The sequence below is a fragment of the Streptomyces luteosporeus genome (genome assembly GCF_039532865.1).
GTDB lineage: Bacteria > Actinomycetota > Actinomycetes > Streptomycetales > Streptomycetaceae > Streptomyces > Streptomyces luteosporeus.
Window position 1 is genome coordinate 21,735 of record NZ_BAAASL010000008.1, and the last position, 18,283, is coordinate 40,017.

An 18,283-nucleotide genomic window follows, 5' to 3' on the forward strand; every position below is an offset into this window, starting at 1 on the left:
ACCCCTGCAGCGGTGGCAGCCGCGGCGGGGGTCGCTTCTTGCGCGCAACGTAGCGCACACTCAGGCCACTTGACCGCCTTTACCCAAAGCTTCCCGTCGTGCGGGCGAATGTCTCGATGCCTCGGGCCGGCTTGTTGAGGTTTCCGCTGTCACGCCTTGGCCCGGGCCACTTCCCGGGCGCGCTCGCCGAGCTCGCGGACCGTGCGCACCTTGGCGTACGGCTGGATCCGGCGCCGCATCGTCGCGAAGTGCTCGTCGCCGCGGGCCGTCGAGAGCTGGACGTAATCGTCGAGGAAGACGTGCCACGTCGCACAGGCCGCGTCCACGTGACCCAGTTCGAACTGGCGTTGCGCCAGCAGCGCGTTCGCGTGCAGGCGCCCTTGGCGCTCCTGGCGCGGCTGCACCTTCAGGCACTCCTGCATCGCGCGGATCGAGCCCTCCAGGTCCCGGAACTCGTACAGCACGTGCGCGACGTGGAACTGGTAGGCGCTGGCGTCGTACCCGCCGACGGCCTCCCGGCGGGAGTCCGCCTTCGACAGGGCGATCTCCGTCTCACGCAGCCGCGCGAAGGCCGTGTGCCGGTCGCCGGTCATGGAGGCGGCGTGCGCCTGCTGCCCGGCCAGGAACGCCTGCAGGCGCGGGCCGGCCTTCGGGGACGCCTCGGCGGCGGCATCCGCCAGTTGCAGGGCCTTCGCGCCGTAGCCGAGGTTGGACGCCTGCAAGCTCATGCCGCGCAGCGTCCGGCAGTACGTGACGTGATCATCCGCCTCCGCGGCGAGCTTGAGGGCCTTGAGGTAGTACCGCTGCCCGAGGCCGTGCTCCCGTTCGTACATCGCCATCCACCCGGTGAGGTACACGAGGTCCGACGCCGCGGCGAGCATGTCCTTGCGGACCTGCTCGGGGGCGGACGCGTTCAGGTACGGCGCGACCGTGTTGACCAGGAAGGCCGCTGCCATCGGGCGGGCGTGGCCGCCGCCGAGTTCGTCGAGGATGTCGGCGATCTTCTCGGTCATGGTCCGGACGGTGGCGACTTCGCCCGCCCCGATGCGCGCGGTCCGCCCGGCGTCGGAGGCCGTGCCGCCCCGTTCAGGCCGCCCGGCCGGTTCGGGTAAGAGGGGAACAGCGAGGGCCGCCGAGTAGACCCCGGCGGTGAGCACGCCCCGCCGGGACGGGTCCATGTCGGCCCGGCCCACGTCGACGAGCTCTTCGAGCGTGCCCCCGGCGCCGTCCGGTCCCGTGCTGCCGGCCAGACCGGCCTCGGCATGGGTGACCGGCCGCTTCAGCCGCCTGGCCAGCGCTTCGACGATCAGCGGCCTGACCTGCGGCCGCGGCATCGTGCCGGACAGCCAGTGCGAGACGGCGGACTGGTCGTAGCGCAGCGCCAGCCCGGCTTCCGCGCCCGTACGGTTCACCGCTGCGGCGAACTGGCTGCGCGTCCACTTCGCCTCGTCCAGGAGGGCCGCCAGGCCGGTGTTCGGGGTGCGCGGACTGCCTGCCATGCGCTTCAACTCCCGCCCACTTTCATGGCTTTCACGTTTCCGCTGTCTTTTCACGGTACCGGGAGTGCGGGCCGCGGGGGTTACCTCGACGTGAGCGACGATCACGACGAGGAGGCCCGAGCCTTGCACCCGGAGACAGAAACGGACGCCGACCGCATCGCCATCGAGATGGCGCAGTACCTCCGGCAAGCGGTCCACCGCTCACTGTCGTCCCCGGCAGTGCTGCCCCGCTACGAGCAGGTCGCCGAGACCACCGCCCGTCTCCGCGACTTCCTCACCCGCCTGCTACCGACGGTGGAGGTTTACGCTGCCGGTCTGGCCACCGACACACCCGCCTGGCACCGGGCCCGATCCATCATCGAAGCGGCCCACCAGACACTCGCCGCCGACTCCGGCCCGGGCCTGAAGTCTGCGGTGCTGCACATGCAGGACGTGGGACGTGCGTGCCACGAGCTGCAGGGCATCCTGCCGGAGCGGCCCCGGCCCGTCCGCCCGACGTGTGTCACATGAGCCATGCGAGGTCGTCCGCCGGAAAGCCCCGGTGCCAGGCAACGTCACGGACCTGACAGGCGCGGAGGACGTCGGACGGCTCCTCCGTCAGTTCCACACCGAGCGTGGTGCCATCGTCCGAGAAGTGGAAGCGGGCGAGGATACGTGAGTCGAAGAGCCAGAAGTCGAAGTCCGGCAGCCCGAGCCGTTCGGCTTCGGCGCGGGGAAGAACACGGATGTCCTCGCCGGCCGTGATGTTGCTCCGCGCGGTGGCCAAGAGAAACCGCTGGCCCTCGGTGGGCGGATCGTCCACGATCCGCACCCGCTGGAACCGCTTACCGGCTTCGACCTGCGCTCGGACGTTGGCATGCCAGGGGTGCCGTGGATCGAACCCGAGCCGCTCGCCCGCCTGCCAGCGTTTCCAGTTGTCGCCGTTGCGGTCGGAGGCATATTCGCGCCGGGTCTCCAACCGCCAGGCGGTGTGCTCGAATTCCTTGAACAGGTACGTGATTTCGCTGAACGGAAGGACATCGGCCATGCGGGTTCACTCCTGGGCGCAAAGCGGGCGAGGAGCCCCCGAGGGATCGCCCCGAAGGCGGGCTGTTCCTGATGATTGCCGGACCATGCAACCCCGCGATACCCCGCAGGCTCCACATGCAATGCCGTGCAACGCCCACTGCCGCCCGGCGAGCTCCCACACCATGGGGCCACCGCTCTCCGCGTACACCGGTCGTGAAAGGACGCTCCCTTGACCGTGCATCCGCGCCGCTTCGACCACACCCACGCCGCCGAGCTCCGCGAGCTGCTGCTCGACGTGCACGACGACTGCTACGCGCAGTCGGAGAACCGGGACGGCTTCGACAGCCGCGAGCGGTTCGCGTGGTTCCTGGACCGCTGGTCGCAGCGGCCGGGCTGGGACTGTGTGGTCGGTTACGACGGCGACGAGGCCGCCGGCTTCGCCTACGGTGCGCCGCTCGTCTCCGCCTCGCCCTGGTGGGACAAGGTCTCCGGCCTCGAACCCGGCTTCGCCCGGGAGGACGGCACCCGTACTTTCGCCGTCTCCGAGATCATGGTGCGCCCCCGGTGGCGCAAGACCGGTACCGCAGCGCTCCTGCACGAGGAGTTGCTGCGGGGCCGTCCCGAGGAACGGGCCACCCTGCTCGTCAACAGCGCGCACCCCAAGGTGCAGGCACTGTACGAGGAGTGGGGCTACGTGCCGGTCGGTCACACCCGGCCGTACGACGATGCGCCGGTCATGACGGCAATGGTGCGCCCTCTCGCCGGCCGGGACCGGCCAGGTCGGTGAGTGGCAAGATCGACCCATGCCCCACATCGGACTGACCGTCCTCGTCGTGCGTGACTACGACGAGGCCATCGCCTTCTACGTGAACGCCCTCGGTTTCGACCTGCGCGAGGACACCGCACTGCCCGACGGCAAGCGCTGGGTCGTCGTCGCGCCGCCGGGGGCGCGGGAGGGCGGGCTGCTGCTGGCCCGGGCCGACGGCGAGGCGGAGGAGGCACGGGTCGGGGATCAGACCGGCGGGCGCGTCGGGTGGTTCCTGAACACCGACGACTTCGGCCGGGACCACGCGCGCATGCTCGCCGCCGGCGTCGTGTTCGAGGAGGAGCCGCGGCGGGAGGCGTACGGCACGGTTGCCGTCTTCCGGGACCTGTACGGGAATCGCTGGGATCTGATCCAGCTGCGGGAGCAGTGAAAGGCCCGGGCCCCCGCATCGCATCGCATGCGGGGGCCCGGGCCTCAGGTGGGTCGACCGGTCGGGCTCAGACGCCCGCCGGCTCCGGGGTCTTGTCCGAAGCGTCCGCCGGTGTCGCCAGCTGCTTCTGCAGGCCCTCGCCCTCCACGTCGACGTTGGGGAGGATGCGCGACAGCCAGGCCGGGAGCCACCAGGCGGCCTTGCCCAGGAGGGCGAGGACGGCCGGGACGAGGGCCATGCGGACGATGAACGCGTCGAAGAAGACGGCGATGGCGAGGCCGAAGCCGATCATCTTGATCATGGGTTCGGTGGAGCCGATGAAGCCCGCGAAGACGCTGATCATGATGACGGCCGCGGCGGTGACGACGCGGGCGCCGTGGCGGAAGCCGGTGACGACGGCCTGGCCGGGGCGTTCGCCGTGGACGTACGCCTCGCGCATGCGGGTGACGAGGAAGACCTCGTAGTCCATGGCGAGGCCGAAGACGACGCCCACCATGAAGATCGGCATCATGCTCATGATCGGGCCGGTCTCCTCGACGCCGAAGACGCTGCCGAGCCAGCCCCACTGGAAGACGGCGACGACGGCGCCGAGTGCGGCGACGACCGACAGCAGGAAGCCGAGGGCGGCCTTCAGCGGGACGAGCACCGAGCGGAAGACGACCATCAGGAGCAGGAAGGCGAGGCCGACGACAAGTGCGAGGTAGGGCAGCAGGGCGTCGTTGAGCTTCTGGGAGACGTCGATGTTGACGGCGGTGCTGCCGGTGACGAGGACCTTGGCGTCCTTGTCGGCGGCGGCTGCCGCGCCCTTGTCGCGGATGGCGTGGACGAGGTCCTCGGTCTCGGTGCCGGAGGGCTTGGACGCGGGGATGACCGTGATGATCGCGGTGTCGCCGGCCTGGTTGAAGTGGGCCGGGGTGACGATCGGCTTGCCGGGCAGGCCCTGGATGGTTCTGGCCACCGCTTCGGCCGCGGGCTTGGGGGCCTTGGCGCCGGCCGCGTCGACGACGACCATCAGCGGGCCGTTGAAGCCGGGGCCGAAGCCCTCGGAGATGAGGTCGTAGGCCTTGCGCTGGGTGGTGTTCTTGGCGGCGGAGCCCTCGTCGGGCAGGCCGAGTTCGAGGGAGGCGGCGGGGACGGCGACGGCACCGAGGCCGACGACGCCGAGGAGGAGCACGACGACGGGGCGGCGCAGGACGAGGCGGGCCCAGCGGGTGCCCATGTTGGGCTTCTCGTCGCCCGTTGCGGCGGCCTTGCCCTTGCGGACCTTGCGGGCGAGCACCTGGCGGCCGGCGAAGCCGAGCAGGGCCGGGATCAGGGTCAGGGCGATGAGGACGGCGATGGCGACGGTGGCGGCCGCGGCGAGGCCCATCTTCGTCAGCATGGGGATGTTGACGACGGCGAGCCCGGCGAGGGCGATGACGACGGTCAGGCCGGCGAAGACGACGGCGGAGCCGGCGGTGCCGACGGCGCGTCCGGCGGCTTCCTCGCGTTCGCGGCCCTCGGCGAGCTCCGCGCGGTAGCGGGAGACGATGAAGAGGGCGTAGTCGATGCCGACGGCGAGGCCGATCATCGTGGCGAGGGTGGCGGTGTTGCTGCCGAGGTCGAGGGCGGCGGCGATGGCGGTGATGCCGGAGACGCCGATGCCGACGCCGATGATGGCGGTGAGCAGGGGGAGTCCGGCGGCGACGAGGGAGCCGAAGGTGATGACGAGGACGACGGCGGAGACGGCGATGCCGATGATCTCGGTGTTGCCGGTCTCGGGCATGGCCTGCAGGGCGCTGCCGCCGGTTTCGACGGTCAGGCCGGCGGCGCGGGCGGCGTCGGGTGCGGCCTTGAGCTTGTCGCGGGTGTCGTCGGTCAGTTCGTTGGGCTTGACCTTGTAGGTGACGGACGCGTAGGCGGTGCGGGCGTCCTTCTTGCTGACGGCCTGTGCGGTGAAGGGGTCGGCGACGGAGGCGACCTGGGGGCCGCCGAGCTGGGCGACGACCTTTTCGACGGCTGCCTTGTTCTTCGGCTCGGTGATCTTCTGGCCCTCGGGGGCCTGGAAGACGATGCGGGCGGTGGCGCCGTCGGCCTTCTGGCCAGGGAAGCGCTTCTCCAGCAGGTCGAAGGCCTTCTGGGCCTCGGTGCCGGGTATGGAGAAGTTGTCGTTGGACTTGCCCGCGGTCGCGGCGCCGGCGCCGGCGAGGACGAGCAGCAGCACCCATATGAGGGCGACGTACCAGCGGCGCCGGTAGGCGAGCCGGCCGAGTTTGTAGAGGAACGTGGCCACGAGGCGTTGTTCTCCCGTCGGATCGTGTGGATCGTGGGTCGGATTCGGGCCCGTCCCGACGAGAGCGGTGCGTCAGGTGGAGCCTTTTCAGGTGGATACGCGGGTTAAGCCGGACGTCACGGTCGGACGCCGAGGGCGGGGAGGATCACGGCGTCGATGTAGGCGGAGAGGTACTCCGCGTCCGCGGGCCGGTTGTCGACCATGGGCCGGGCCATGAAGGCGCCGAGCATGGCGTGGGCGACGAAGCCGAGGGCGGGGTTGTCCGCGGCGAGTTCGCCGCGGTCGACCGCGCGCCGCAGCATCGCGTCCAGCGCGGCGACCTCCGGCTCGACCAGCAGTTCGCGCAGCGCCCGGTTGAGGTCGGGGTTGTCGTGGACGGCCCGCTGCAGCCCGCGCATGAGGGCGGCGTCGCGCTCCATCCGTTCCTCGTCGGTGTCGCACAGCATGGCGCGGAAGTCGCCGCGCACGGTGCCGGTGTCGATGTCGGCGAGGCTGACCGGCTTGTTGTGCCGCAGGGCACCGGCGACCAGCTCGGGCTTGCCCTTCCACTGGCGGTAGAGGGTGGCCTTGCTGGCGTGCGTGCGGGCGGCGACGGCGTCCATGGTCAGGGCGTCGTAGCCGACCTCGCGCAGGATGTCGAGGACGGCTTCGTAGAGCTCGGCCTCGCGCTCGGGGGTCAGCCGGGTGCGGCGTCCCGCCGGCTTGGGTGGTTCCGTGGGCATGCCGCGCCTCCTCTGCAACACCCGATGGTTCCGTACGAAACGGTTTCGTACCGTACGAGCGTACGTCCGGCGAACAGCGAAACGGTGTCGTTTCGATCGTGTTCTCCGTCACGGCAGGAGTTGCCGGGGCCCCGGTGGCCCGAAACCATGGGTGGGGTGAGCTCCGTGAGCAGCGACGCGTACATCCGCTTCCCGCACCTCCACGGCGATCTGCTCTGCTTCGTGGCGGAGGACGACCTCTGGCTGGCCCCGCTGACCGGTGCCGCGCGGCCGTGGCGGCTGACCGTGGACCGCACCCGGGCCGGGCATCCGCGCTTCTCCCCCGACGGCCGGACGATCGCGTACACCAACTGGCGCAGCCTCGACCCGGAGATCCACCTCGTGGATGTCGACGGCGGCGCCGCCCGCCGCCTGACGTACTGGGGCAGCACCGACACCCGGGTGTGCGGCTGGGCCCCCTCCGACCGGGGCGACCCCGGGTACGACATCCTCGCCGTCTCCTCGCACGGCCAGCCCTTCTCGTACTTCTCCTGGGCCTACCGGCTGCCGACCGACGGCAGCCCGGGGCTGCGGCTGCCCTGGGGGCCGGTGTCGGACATCGCGATGGGCGACGTCGGCGGCGAGCACCGCACGCTGCTGCTGGCCGGCAAGCCGCCGCACGAGCCGGCGTCGTGGAAGCGCTACCGCGGCGGGGCGACGGGACGGCTGTGGCTGCACGGCACCCGCCTGGTGCCGGACATCGGCGGCCACCTGGACTCGGTGATGTTCGTATCCGACCGGATCGCGTTCCTCTCCGACCACGAGGGCGTCGGCAACCTCTACTCCTGCCGCCCGGACGGCTCCGACCTGCGCCGCCACACCGACCACGACGACTTCTACGCCCGCCACGCCGCCACCGACGGCGAGCGCGTGGTCTACCAGTGCGCGGGCGAGGTGTGGCTGGTCGACGACCTCGCGCCGGAGGCGGTGCCGCGCCGCGTCGAGGTGCGCCTGGGCGGCTCGCGGGCGGGCCGGCGTACGTACCAGGTGCAGGCCGGCCAGCACGTGGGCGCGCTGGCGGTGGACACCACCGGGCGGGCCAGCGCGGTGGGCGTGCGCGGCAGCCTGTACTGGCTGACCCACCGCGACGGCCCGGCCCGCACGATCGCCGACACCCCGGGGGTACGGGTGCGGCTGCCGGAGATGCTGGGCTCGACCGGCCGCATCGCCTACGTCACCGACGCCGACGGCGAGGACGCCGTCGAGATCGCCGGACTGCCGCGGGCCGCCGGCACGGGGGAGCCGCGGCGCCTGGCGGCCGGCCGGCTCGGCCGGGTGCACGAGATGGTCTCCTCGCCCGACGGGCAGCGCCTGGCAGTGGCCGCGCACGACGGACGGCTGCTGCTGGTGGACACCTCCCCCGAGGGCGACGGCGAGGTGAGCGAGCTGGTGCGCTCCACCAATGGACCCGTCCGCGACCTGGCGTTCGCGCCCGACTCGGGCTGGCTGACCTGGTCGCACCCGGGCATCGGCCGCTCGCTGCGGCAGATCCGGATCGCGCGCCTGGCCGACGGGCACGTCGTGGACGTCACCAACGGCCGCTTCGAGGACGAGCAGCCGGTCTTCACCCGCGACGGCCGCTACCTGGCCTTCCTCTCCTGGCGCGGCTTCGACCCGGTCTACGACGTGCACACCGGCGACCTGTCCTTCCCGCTGGGCTGCCGCCCCTACCTCGTGCCGCTGTCGTCGGCCACGCCCTCGCCGTTCGCGCTGACCATCGAGGGCCGCCCGCCGGGCGGCGGGCTGGACCTGGACGACACCGGGGACCACGAGGGGGCGCTGGTGGTGGAGGTGGACGGACTGGAGAGCCGGGTGACGCCGTTCCCGGTGGCCGCCTCCAAGTACTCCTCGCTGCACCCGGTCGCCGGCGGCGGCCTGGTGTGGCTGCGCTGGCCGATCTCGGGCGCGCTCGGCGAGACCTTCGCCAACCCCACCGACACCTCCGGCCGCCCGACCCTCGAACACTTCGACCTGTGCAAGGCCAAGCGCACGGAGCTGAGCAGCTCCCTGGACTGGTACGCGGTCAGCGGCGACGGCACCCGGCTCGTCCTCAACGACGAGGGCGACCTGCGGGTGGTGCCGGCCACCGACGTCGCCGACCTCGACTCGACCGTCTACGTCGACATGCGCCGCATCCTGCACGAGGCCGACCCGGCGGCCGAATGGCGGCAGTCCTACGAGGAGGCCGGGCGCATCGTGCGCGCGTACTTCTGGGAGCCGGGCATGTGCGGCGTCGACTGGGACGGGGTGCTCGCCCAGTACCGTCCGCTGGTCGAACGCGTCGCCTCGCCCGACGAGTTCGCCGACCTGCTGCGCGAGGTCCTCGGCGAGCTCGGCACCTCGCACGCGTACGTCACGCCCGCCCGCCGCAACGAGGGGCCGCCGCACTACCAGCGGGCCATCGGGCTGCTGGGCACCAACTTCACGCCCCACAAGGACGGCACGTGGCGGGTGCGGCGCGTCCTGCCCGGCGAGTCCTCCGACTCCAAGGCCCGCTCCCCGCTGGCCGGTTCCGGCATCCGCGAGGGCTGGGCGCTCACCCACGTCGACGGCCGGCCCGTGGACCCGGTCGCGGGCCCCTCCCCGCTGCTGGCGGCGGCCGGCGGCACCACCGTCGAGCTCACCTTCCGCCCGCCCGGCGAGGACGGGCACCCGCGCCGGGTCGCCGTCGTCCCGCTCATCGACGAACGCCCCCTGCGCTACCAGGACTGGGTCACCAAGCGCCGCGCCGTCGTCCACGAACTGAGCGACGGCAGGTGCGGCTACCTGCACATCCCCGACATGGGCGGCTCCGGCTGGGCGCAGTTCAACCGCGACCTGCGCATGGAGATGGCCCGCCCCGCCCTCATCGTCGACGTGCGCGGCAACGCCGGCGGCAACATCAGCGAACTCGTCGTCGAGAAGCTCACCCGCACCATCGTCGGCTGGGACCTCACGCGCGACGCCGAACCCGTCTCGTACGCCAGCAACGCCCCCCGCGGGCCCGTCGTGGCCATCGCGGACGAGATGACGTCCTCCGACGGCGACATGATCACCGCCGCGTTCCGGCTGCAGGGCATCGGCCCGGTGGTGGGCCTGCGCACCTGGGGCGGCGTCGTCGGCATGACCGGGCGGCACCGGCTGGGCGACGGCACGTACATCACCGTGCCGATGAACGCCGCCTGGTTCGACGCGTACGGCTGGGGCGTGGAGAACCACGGCGTCGAGCCGGACATCGAGGTCGACCGCACCCCGCTCGACTGGGCCGAGGGCCGGCACAAGCAACTGGACGACGCCGTGCGCCTCGCCCTGGACCTGCTGGAACGGCACGGCCACGCGCGCCCGCCGGACTACTCGGACGTGCCCGACCTGCGCCGGCCCAAGCTGCCGCCGCGCAGCGGCGGCTGAGCACGGCGGGGTACGGCAAAGGGGCCCGTCCGGCAACCGGACGGGCCCCACCTGGCGTTCGCGCCGCGTCAGCCGCTCAGCTGCGGTCGTCGAACTCGTCCTGGATGTCGTCCAGGGACTGCTGACCCTGCTGGCCGCGCTGCTGGCCCTGCTGCTGACCGCGCTGCTGGCCCTGCTGACCCTTCTGCTGCAGCTTGTCCTGCTGCTGCTGGCCCTTCTGCTTGGCCTGCTGCGCCTTCTGCTTGGCCTGCTGCGCCTTGTTCTGCATCTCGTCCTTCATGCCCATGGGGGGTTCACTCCTCGGTGGGTGGGGGAATCGGGCCGCGACCAGCCTCACACGCCGGGACGAACCCCGCATTTCGATCAGTTACGCTGCGTGTCCGCCGCGCCGCCCGCGCCCACCAGGCCCGGGCGCATCCCGGCCAGCCGGCCCTCGACGCGCCGCATCTCGCGCGGGCCGCCGAGCGCCACCACGGCCGGCAGCGCGCCGCGCAGCGGCTGCACCGCCCGCAGCCAGCCCTGGGCGTAGACGTGTGCCGAGCGGCGCTCGATGCCCGCGACGAGCCGGTCGACGGCGGGCTCCAGCGGGTAGGTGCGGTTCATCGGCCAGGGCAGCCGCCGGCGCAGCTCGCGCATCACGTCGATGCGGTCGGCGCCGCGCACCATGTCGGTGTCCGTCCAGCTCAGGTACGCCACGCCGACGCGTACGCCCCGGTGGGCGACCTCGGCGCGCAGGCTGTGCGCGTACGCCTCCACGCCGGCCTTGGACGCGCAGTAGGCGGTCATCAGGGGCGCGGGGGCGAGGGCGGCCAGGGAGGCGACCTGCAGCAGGTAGCCGCGACCGGCCGCCAGCAGGGGCAGGAAGGCGCGGCCGGTGACCGCGCTGCCGATGAGGTTGACCTCCACGACCCGGCGCCAGGCGTCCGCGTCGGAGTCGTCGAGCGGGCCGCCGGTGGCCACGCCGGCGTTGGCGACGACGACGTCCACCTTGCCGAAGTGCTCCTTCACCTCGCCGGCGACGCGCGTCATCGCCTCCTGGTCGGTGACGTCGGCGTACCAGTACGCGGCGGCGGGGCCGAGCGGTGCGGCGACGCGGCGCAGTTCGCCGGGCTCCAGCCCGACGAGCGCCACGGACGCCCCGCGCGCGGCCAGTGCGCGGGCGAGGGCCTCCCCCACCCCGCGGGCGGCCCCGGTGACGACGGCGACCTGCCCGGTCAGGCTCCTGCGCGCGCTCACCGGCCGGCCTCCGCACTCGCGCGCACCCGCGCGGTGCGCAGCACCTGGTACTCGGCGAGGTCCACCCGGCGGGTGGCCTTACGGAACTCCGAGGTCGTGCCCGGCCACAGCGTGGCGTTGCGGCCGCTCTCGTCGAGGTACCAGCTCTTGCAGCCGGTGTTCCACACGGTGCTCGTCATGCGGCGCTGCAGGGTGCGGTTCCAGGCCCGTACGGCCGAGGGGCGGGCGTCGAGCGCGGCCCGGCCGCCGAGGGTGTCGAGCTGGCGCAGGTAGTCGGCCATGTAGTTCAGCTGGGACTCGATCATCAGGATCATCGAGCTGTTGCCGAGGCCGGTGTTGGGGCCGACGATCGTCAGGAAGTTGGGGAAGCCGGCGGCGCTGGCGCCGCGCAGCGCGCTGATGCCGCCCTCCTTGCGCCAATGATCGGCGAGCGTCGTCCCGTTCGCGCCGGTGACGCGGTCGGCTATGGGCATGTCCGTGACGAGGAAGCCGGTGCCGAAGACGATCACGTCCGCCTCGGCGGTGGTGCCGTCGGACGCGACGAGCGTCGACCCGCGCACCTCGGCGAGGCCGGAGGCCACGACGTCCACGTTGGGGCGGGCGAGGGCGGGATAGAAGTCGTTGGACAGCAGGATGCGCTTGCAGCCGATGCGGTAGTCGGGCGTGAGCTTGGCGCGCAGGGCCGGGTCCTTGACGGCCCTGCGCAGGTGGACGGCGGCGACCCGCTCCATCAGGCCCAGCCGCTCGGGCCACTTGGTGAACAGCCCCACCTGCAGCTCCCGGATCCCCCACAGCATCCCGCGCCGCAGCCGGCCGCTGGCCGGCACCTTGCCGTGCAGCCACTGCTCGGCCCCGCTGATACGGCGGTCGGCGCGCGGCAGGACCCAGGCGGGGGTGCGCTGGAAGAGGGTCAGGCGCTCCACCTCCGGCTGGATGCCGGGCACGATCTGCGCGGCGGAGGCGCCGGTGCCGATGACGGCCACGCGCTTGCCGCGCAGGTCGGTGCCGTGGTCCCAGCGGGCGGAGTGGAAGACGGCACCGGGGAAGCCGTCGAGGCCCGGGATGTCGGGGATCCTCGGGTCGGAGAGCGCGCCGGTGGCCGAGACGACGAGGTCTGCGGTGTAGTCGCCGCCGGGCGTGCGGATCTGCCACCGCAGCCCGTCCGCGTCCCAGGTCATCTCCTGCACCTCGGCGCCGAAGCGCAGGTGCGGCCGCAGCCCGTAGGTGTCCGTGACGCGCTCCAGGTACGCCCGGATGTGCTCCTGTCCGGAGAAGTTGCGCGGCCACTCGGGGTTGGGGGCGAAGGAGAAGGAGTACAGGTGGGAGGGCACGTCGCAGGCACAACCGGGATAGGTGTTGTCCCGCCAGGTGCCGCCGACGGCGTCCGCGCGCTCCAGGACGACGAAGTCCGTGACGCCCTCCCGGCGCAGCCGCACGGCCGCGCCCAACCCCCCGAACCCGGAACCGATCACCGCCACGCGTACGTGCTCGACCATGCCGCCGCCTCCCGGAGAAGCCACGCTCGACTGTGCCAGCGTTCACTGGCACAGTCGGGAGGGTAGGCCAGGGACCCGGCCGAGCGATAGGGCTCTGCGGCAGGGTCGTTACCGCCGGTCGCACGTAGGCTGCCCGCGTGCCGAACGACGAACGCGAGTACCGGATGGCCGAACTGGCCGAAACGGCCGGGATCACGGTCCGTACCCTGCGCTTCTACCGCGAACGCGGGCTCCTGCCACCACCGCGCCGCGAGGGCCGCGTCGCCTGGTACGACGACCGGCACCTCACCCGCCTGCGCGCGATCGCCGCCCTGCTCGCCCGCGGCCACACGCTCGACGGCATCGCCGAACTGCTCACGGCCTTCGAGTCCGGCCGCGACGTCGCCGAACTCCTCGGCGTGGGCCCCCGCTGGTCCGAGGAACCCGTCGTCCGCCTCACCCCGGAGGAACTCGCCGACCGCTTCGCGGGCGAGGTCACCCCGGAAAACCTCGCAGCGGCCCTGGAGATCGGCTACTTGGCGGTGGACGGCGAGACCCTCGTCCACGTCAGCCGTCGCCTGCTGGACGCGTCGACGACCCTGGTCCGGGCGGGCATCCCCCTGGCCGCCGTCCTGACGGCAGCCCGCGAGGCACGGGAGCACGCGGACGCGCTGGCGGGCCTCTTCACCACGCTGGTACGCACTCACGCGCCGGACGAGCTGTACCGACTCCGGCCGGTGGCCCGGGCGTTGGTGGAGGCGGAGTTCGCGCTGGCGATGGACCGCCAGGTGAGTGCGGGGGGTCGGGAGTGAGGCGCACGGCGGTCGTTGCGCTCCCCTGACACACCCCTCACACCGCCAAACTCCTGCAAACGGCGTGCGATTGGGATGCCAGTCGATATGTTGGCATTGCTTGTGCCACGACAAAGCACCTTTCCACGGGTCGGTTCGTCGCGTTCCGAGGCTCCAGCCAGGGGTCTTGGGCGCGGCGGCCGTCGCCGCCGCTGCTCCAGGCCCCTTCGAGGAGCCTCGCAACCGGCGAGCCTCCGATCCGAAGGGGAAGGCGCTGTCGTGTCGAGGCACAAAAAGCCGAAGCCGCCGATCGACTGGGAGAAGGGGAAGCGGTGGGCGACGACCGTGAGCCACTGGCTCGAACTGATCGTCGCCGTCATCACGCTGACTCTGTACCTCGCCGGAAAGGCATGACCGGCGGGGCCTATAACCGGTAGGCCCCGTACGGTCAAACCGCTTCGGTGCACACCCGTCACGGGATGGTTACCAGCCACCCGTGGCGGGCCTTTCTGCTCCTGCGGGAGGAGCCATTTCACGGTAGCGCAAATGCCCCCCGATCGCTGCGAATGGCGGCATCGAGGGGCCTGACAGGCGGGGCCCATCGCCAATAGGCCCCGACGGCCAGGCTCAAGCTAGCGCTCCCCGGCCACCCCGCGTACCGCTAACCCCACAAGTCGTACACCGCCGTCACCGGCGCGTGGTCGCTCCAGCGCTCGGCGTGGGTCGCGGCGCGTTCCACATGGGCCTTCAGGGCGCGCTCCGCCAGGCCGGGCGTGGCGACGTGGTAGTCGATGCGCCAGCCGGAGTCGTTGTCGAAGGCGCGGCCGCGGTAGGACCACCAGGAGTAGGGGCCGTCGACGCCGGGGTGCAGGCGGCGGACGACGTCCGTGTACTCCTCGAAGACCTTGGTGAGCCACTCGCGCTCCTCGGGGAGGAAGCCGGCGCTCTTGCGGTTGGCCTTCCAGTTCTTGAGGTCGGCCTCGGTGTGGGCGATGTTCCAGTCGCCGCAGACCAGGACCTCGCGGCCGTCGGCGGCGGCGCGGGCCTTGAGGCCGACCAGGTACGGCAGGAACTCGCCCATGAAGCGTTCCTTCTCGTCCTGCCGCTCCGTGCCGACCTCGCCGGAGGGCAGGTAGAGGCTGGCGACCGTCACCCCGGGCAGGTCGATCTCCAGGTAGCGGCCGGAGCCGTCGAACTCGGCCGAGCCGAAGCCGGTGCGCACCGCGTCCGGCTCGCGGCGGGAGTACACCGAGACGCCGGCGCGGCCCTTGGCGGCGGCCGGGGCGTGGTGGGCGTACCAGCCGGCGGGGTCGCGGACCTCGTCGGGCAGCTGGTGGGGCTCGGCACGGACTTCCTGGAGGCAGACGACGTCGGCCTCGGTCTGCGCCAGCCACTCCACGAAGCCCTTCTTCGCGGCGGCACGCAGACCGTTCACATTTGCGGAGGTTACGGTCAGCACCAAGGCACCATACCCGCGCAGTCCTACCATCCCGGAATGGAGATGACGATCGTCCCGGTCGCCTACGACCACCCCGACGCGGTGAAGCTGGCCGACGAAGTGCAGGTGGAGTACGCCCTGCGGTACGGCGGCGAGGGTGATCGCACGCCGCTGGACGCGGAGCACTTCGCCCCGCCACGTGGCCTGTATCTCATCGCGTACGACCCCGAGGGCCTGCCGGTGGCCACCGGCGGGTGGCGGGCGATGGACCGCAACGGCGAGGGGTACGCGGACGGGGACGCCGAGCTCAAGCGGATGTACGTGATACCCCGGGCGCGCGGGCTGGGGCTCGCGCGCCGGATCCTGGCCGCGCTGGAGGCGGACGCGCTCGCGGCGGGACGCATCCGGATGGTGCTGGAGACGGGCGACCGGCAGCCGGAGGCCATCGCGCTGTACCTCTCCAGCGGCTACCGGCCGGCCGTGCCGAAGTTCGGGCTGTACCGCGACTACGACTCCAGCCGGTGCTTCGCCAAGCGGCTGGGGCGCGGAGGCGCCCCATAGGGGCGCGGGGAACTGCGCGATCGGCCACCGACGGTCCGCAGCCGACGCACCACCCCGCCTGCGGGCGCGTCGTGGCTTGTCGCGCAGTTCCCCGCGCCCCTTCGGGGCGCTCAGCCCGCTGCCTTGCCGTGGCCCGCCGCGATGGCTTCCTCCACCTCCGCCCGTACGCGTTCGGCCGGGTAGCGCCGGACCTGGCCGTAGGGGGCGAGGGCGCGGTCGACCGGGCCGGGGTCCTCCTCGCGCACCTCGGCCATCAGCACGGTGCTGCCGGGGGGCACCTCCGCGGCGAGCATCTCCAGGGCGGCGTTGGAGGCGGTGGCCTGCCGGGCCTCGTGCATGCCGCCGATCAGGCCGCCCGCGCCGAAGCCGATCATCACGCCGAGCGGGCCGCCGAGGATGCCGAGGAGTCCGCCGAGGATGCCGCCCATGGCGAAGGCCTGCCCGGTGCCGGTGTCGTCGACGGCGTCGGGGAAGTCGAGGGTGCCCTCGGCGTCCCGGGCGATGACGGTGCCCTCGCGCAGGGAGATCTCGCCGTCTGCGTGGGCGCGGCGCAGGGCGTCCAGGGCCTTGTGGCCCTTGGCGGGGCTGTGGACGCTCAGGAAGAGGACGTTGTCGTTCACGGCTTCCACTCTTGGGCCTGCGGGCCCGCCGCGCACGTCAGTCGCCGTCTTCCGGCGGAGCCTCGCGCACGGCGGCGGTCAGGTCGAGCGTGGCCCGGGCGCCGCCGCCGGGCGCGTTGGTGAAGGTCAGCCGGGCGCCGAGGACCCTGGCCTGGCCGGTGGCGATGGTCAGCCCGAGGCCGAGGCCGGCGCCCGATCCGGTGCGGAAGCGCTGCGGCCCGTGGGCGAGGAGGGGTTCGGGGAAGCCGGGGCCCCGGTCGGTGACGTGCACGAGGCCGCCGTCGACCTCGGCGACGACCGGGCCGGCGCCGTGCCGGAAGGCGTTGCTGACGAGGTTGGCGAGTATGCGTTCGACGCGGCGGGCGTCGGTCTCGACCAGGCAGTCGCGGACGACCCGGACGCCGGCGGCGTGCGCCGGGTCGCCGGCGGTGGCGGCCCGTACGGCCCGCCGGGTCAGTTCGCCGAGCGCGCGCACGTCGGTGTCGGCGCGTTCGGCGTCGGCGTCGAGGCGGGCGACCTCCAGGACGTCCTCGACGAGGGAGCGCACGCGCTGGGCGCGTTCGCGCACCATCTCGGCGGGCCGGCCGTCGGGCAGCAGTTCGGCGGCGGCGACCAGCCCGGCGACGGGGGTGCGCAGTTCGTGGGCGATGTTGGCGGTGACCTCGCGCTCGTCCTGCAGGCGGGCGGCGAGGGCGTCGGCCATGGTGTTGACGGCGTGGATGAGGCGGGCGATCTCGTCCTTGCCGCCGCGGGGCGCGAGGCGGGCGGTCAGGTCGCCGTCGGCGATGGCCTCGGCGGTGCGGGCGGAGGCGTTGAGCCGGCGCCCGGCGACGGTGGCGAGGCCGATGCCGACGAGGCAGGCCCCGGCGGTGCCGGCGCCGCCGGCGAGCCACAGCACCTCGTCGAGCTGCTGAAGGTCGCGCACCTGCTTGCGGTAGGAGTGCCGCAGGACGATCACGTCGTCGCCGGAGCGCATGCCGGCCCACAGGACGGGCGCGTCGCCGGAGCGGTCGAGGTAGGTGGCGCGCTTGCCGTCGTCGACGGCGCGGCGCAGCGGTGCGGGCATCCGGTCGGGGTTGATGATCACGCGGGAGCGGTCGACGCCCGCGACGTGGTCCTCGGCGGCGGCGACGAGCCGCTGGTCCATGGTCTCGCGCGCGGTCTCCAGCTGGGTGCGCGCGGTGCGGTGGTGGACGACGAGGCCGATGAGGACGGCGACCAGTGCGGCGGTGGCGGTGATCGCCACCCCGATCTTCGTGCGCAGGCCCATCGGCTCGTGGTCTCCTCGGCTGACGATCGACTCGGTCGGTTACCAGGGCGCCGGGCCGTACGGCTCCCGGTGCTCGGCGGGGACGAAGAGCCGCAGGTCGCGCAGCTCCTCGGGGCCCTTGGCGGGGCCCGGGCCGGGGGCGGCGTCCAGGAGGACGACGGTGGCCCGCCCGTAATAGGAGGAACGTTCCTGCCGGACCAGGCCGGCGAGCACCACCCGCACCCGCCACCGCCCGGGGACCGTCCCCGTCGTCGTACCTGTCGCGCCCGTCCCTGTCGTGCCTGTCATGCCTGCGGCACCTGTCGTGCCGGTCGTACCTGTCGTGCCGGTCGTACGTGAAGCCGCGCCCGGCACCGTGCCGGGCGCCGTGCCGGTGAGGACCTCCGTCGCCGTGCCCGTCGCCTCGGCCGTCGGCCCGCCCCAGGACCGCCAGCGCAGCCCGCTCAGCCGCACCCCGCGCCCGGGGCCGCCTCTCGCCGTCAAGGACGCCGGGCGCCGCAGCAGGGGTTGCCCCGGCCCCTCCAGCACGTAGACGGCGCCCGCCGTGGCCGGCGGGGTGCCGGCCGGGCCGGCGACCTGCAGGCCGCCGGGCTCGGCGCACCCGGCGAGCGGCCAGGCCAGCAGGGCCACGGCGAGGAGGGACACCGTGCCGGGCGTCGCGAGGAGTGAGCGCACGGGGTTCCTCATGCCGTCGGGGCCGGTGGGACGGGGGCGGCTTTAGCAGGTCGAGAGCGGTCCGCGGGGCCATTCGTGCCAAATGTAACCGGCG

At 72.9% G+C, this 18,283-nt stretch carries 18 protein-coding genes; 7 read left to right on the forward strand and 11 right to left on the reverse strand.

Going from position 1 to position 18,283, the window contains the following annotated elements; all coding sequences use genetic code 11:
* Positions 1–149 precede the first annotated feature (149 nt).
* Positions 150–1,499, reverse strand: a complete 1,350-nt coding sequence (locus ABD361_RS11930) for an NsdA family TPR-like regulatory protein (RefSeq protein WP_344435002.1) — start codon at positions 1,497–1,499, stop codon at positions 150–152.
* 90 nt (positions 1,500–1,589) lie between these two features.
* Here ABD361_RS11930 and ABD361_RS11935 point away from each other — a divergent pair, with 90 nt between their 5' ends.
* A complete protein-coding gene (locus tag ABD361_RS11935) occupies positions 1,590–2,009 on the forward strand; it encodes a DUF6415 family natural product biosynthesis protein (protein WP_344435004.1) in 420 nt (139 codons plus the stop codon).
* On the opposite strand, the gene ABD361_RS11940 is transcribed toward ABD361_RS11935, so the two are convergent.
* On the reverse strand, positions 2,002–2,526 hold the full coding sequence (locus tag ABD361_RS11940) for a DUF6879 family protein (RefSeq protein ID WP_344435005.1): 525 nt from the start codon (positions 2,524–2,526) through the stop codon (positions 2,002–2,004). The genes ABD361_RS11935 and ABD361_RS11940 overlap by 8 nt on opposite strands.
* 216 nt (positions 2,527–2,742) lie before the next feature.
* On the opposite strand from ABD361_RS11940, the gene ABD361_RS11945 reads away from it, so the two are divergent.
* Together ABD361_RS11945 and ABD361_RS11950 are read left to right on the forward strand one after the other, a co-directional pair.
* Complete coding sequence (locus ABD361_RS11945) at positions 2,743–3,294, forward strand: GNAT family N-acetyltransferase (RefSeq protein WP_344435306.1); 552 nt, start codon at positions 2,743–2,745, stop codon at positions 3,292–3,294.
* Positions 3,295–3,310: 16 nt separating this feature from the next.
* The gene (locus ABD361_RS11950; protein WP_344435007.1) at positions 3,311–3,703 is read left to right on the forward strand and encodes a VOC family protein; all 393 of its coding nucleotides are present in this window, start codon (positions 3,311–3,313) and stop codon (positions 3,701–3,703) included.
* A 67-nt stretch (positions 3,704–3,770) separates the two neighbouring features.
* Here the strand turns inward: ABD361_RS11950 and ABD361_RS11955 are convergent, their stop codons facing one another.
* Positions 3,771–5,975 (reverse strand): MMPL family transporter, encoded by a 2,205-nt coding sequence (locus ABD361_RS11955; protein ID WP_344435008.1) that lies wholly within the window; start codon positions 5,973–5,975, stop codon positions 3,771–3,773.
* Between the two features lie 116 nt (positions 5,976–6,091).
* On the reverse strand, positions 6,092–6,697 hold the full coding sequence (locus tag ABD361_RS11960) for a TetR/AcrR family transcriptional regulator (protein ID WP_344435009.1): 606 nt from the start codon (positions 6,695–6,697) through the stop codon (positions 6,092–6,094).
* Positions 6,698–6,844: 147 nt separating this feature from the next.
* Here ABD361_RS11960 and ABD361_RS11965 point away from each other — a divergent pair, with 147 nt between their 5' ends.
* Positions 6,845–10,123, forward strand: coding sequence for a S41 family peptidase (locus ABD361_RS11965; RefSeq protein ID WP_344435010.1), 3,279 nt, complete (start codon positions 6,845–6,847; stop codon positions 10,121–10,123).
* Between the two features lie 76 nt (positions 10,124–10,199).
* On the opposite strand, the gene ABD361_RS11970 is transcribed toward ABD361_RS11965, so the two are convergent.
* From ABD361_RS11970 to ABD361_RS11980, 3 genes are all read right to left on the reverse strand, one after another.
* Entirely contained in the window at positions 10,200–10,409 is a 210-nt protein-coding gene (locus tag ABD361_RS11970; protein WP_344435011.1) for a hypothetical protein, read from the reverse strand.
* A 77-nt stretch (positions 10,410–10,486) separates the two neighbouring features.
* Positions 10,487–11,359, reverse strand: coding sequence for an SDR family oxidoreductase (locus ABD361_RS11975; protein WP_344435012.1), 873 nt, complete (start codon positions 11,357–11,359; stop codon positions 10,487–10,489).
* Positions 11,356–12,855 carry a flavin-containing monooxygenase gene (locus tag ABD361_RS11980; RefSeq protein WP_344435307.1) on the reverse strand — a complete coding sequence of 500 codons (1,500 nt, stop codon included), beginning with the start codon at positions 12,853–12,855 and terminating at the stop codon, positions 11,356–11,358. Before ABD361_RS11980 ends, ABD361_RS11975 begins: the two co-directional genes overlap by 4 nt.
* Positions 12,856–13,019: 164 nt before the next feature.
* Between ABD361_RS11980 and ABD361_RS11985 the strand changes: the two genes are divergently transcribed.
* Both ABD361_RS11985 and ABD361_RS11990 read left to right on the forward strand, forming a co-directional pair.
* The gene (locus ABD361_RS11985; protein WP_344435308.1) at positions 13,020–13,646 is read left to right on the forward strand and encodes a MerR family transcriptional regulator; all 627 of its coding nucleotides are present in this window, start codon (positions 13,020–13,022) and stop codon (positions 13,644–13,646) included.
* Between the two features lie 258 nt (positions 13,647–13,904).
* Positions 13,905–14,039 (forward strand): hypothetical protein, encoded by a 135-nt coding sequence (locus ABD361_RS11990; protein WP_344435014.1) that lies wholly within the window; start codon positions 13,905–13,907, stop codon positions 14,037–14,039.
* A 247-nt stretch (positions 14,040–14,286) separates the two neighbouring features.
* On the opposite strand, the gene ABD361_RS11995 is transcribed toward ABD361_RS11990, so the two are convergent.
* A complete protein-coding gene (locus ABD361_RS11995) occupies positions 14,287–15,084 on the reverse strand; it encodes an exodeoxyribonuclease III (protein ID WP_344435015.1) in 798 nt (265 codons plus the stop codon).
* Positions 15,085–15,126: 42 nt separating this feature from the next.
* Here ABD361_RS11995 and ABD361_RS12000 point away from each other — a divergent pair, with 42 nt between their 5' ends.
* Complete coding sequence (locus ABD361_RS12000; RefSeq protein ID WP_344435309.1) at positions 15,127–15,624, forward strand: GNAT family N-acetyltransferase; 498 nt, start codon at positions 15,127–15,129, stop codon at positions 15,622–15,624.
* A 110-nt stretch (positions 15,625–15,734) separates the two neighbouring features.
* Here ABD361_RS12000 and ABD361_RS12005 read toward each other — a convergent pair whose 3' ends face one another.
* Genes ABD361_RS12005 through ABD361_RS12015 form a run of 3 tightly spaced genes read right to left on the reverse strand, consistent with a single transcriptional unit; the run spans position 15,735 to position 18,189 of the window.
* Complete coding sequence (locus ABD361_RS12005; protein WP_344435016.1) at positions 15,735–16,244, reverse strand: DUF1269 domain-containing protein; 510 nt, start codon at positions 16,242–16,244, stop codon at positions 15,735–15,737.
* A 37-nt stretch (positions 16,245–16,281) separates the two neighbouring features.
* Positions 16,282–17,514, reverse strand: coding sequence for a sensor histidine kinase (locus ABD361_RS12010; protein ID WP_344435017.1), 1,233 nt, complete (start codon positions 17,512–17,514; stop codon positions 16,282–16,284).
* 39 nt (positions 17,515–17,553) lie between these two features.
* Positions 17,554–18,189, reverse strand: a complete 636-nt coding sequence (locus ABD361_RS12015) for a hypothetical protein (RefSeq protein WP_344435018.1) — start codon at positions 18,187–18,189, stop codon at positions 17,554–17,556.
* Positions 18,190–18,283: the final 94 nt, after the last annotated feature.